This window comes from Aquabacterium sp. A08, assembly GCF_011742065.1.
Map to the genome: position 1 here is coordinate 1 of NZ_JAAQQT010000002.1, position 245 is coordinate 245.

General features: G+C 68.2%; 1 protein-coding gene. It reads left to right on the top strand.

Features of this window, described 5'->3' with window-relative positions; translation table 11 throughout:
- Window positions 1-245, top strand: a 245-nt coding sequence (locus HA630_RS00015) for a porin (RefSeq protein ID WP_166831942.1), incomplete at both ends; no start/stop codon positions are given.

A 245-nucleotide genomic window follows, 5' to 3' on the forward strand; every position in this document is an offset into this window, starting at 1 on the left:
GTCTCCAGCGGCCTGCTGACCACCAGCCGCCTGGGCTTCCGTGGCACCGAAGACCTCGGTGGTGGCCTCAAAGCCATCTTCCAGATCGAAACCACGCTGGACCCCGACGCTCCTGGCACCAACAGCCAGACCGGCGCCGCCCGTGCCACAACCCTGGGCGACCGCACCGCCATCGTCGGCCTGAGCGGCGGTTTTGGCACCGTCAAACTGGGCCGCACCGACACCAGCTTCGACGACATCCGCGA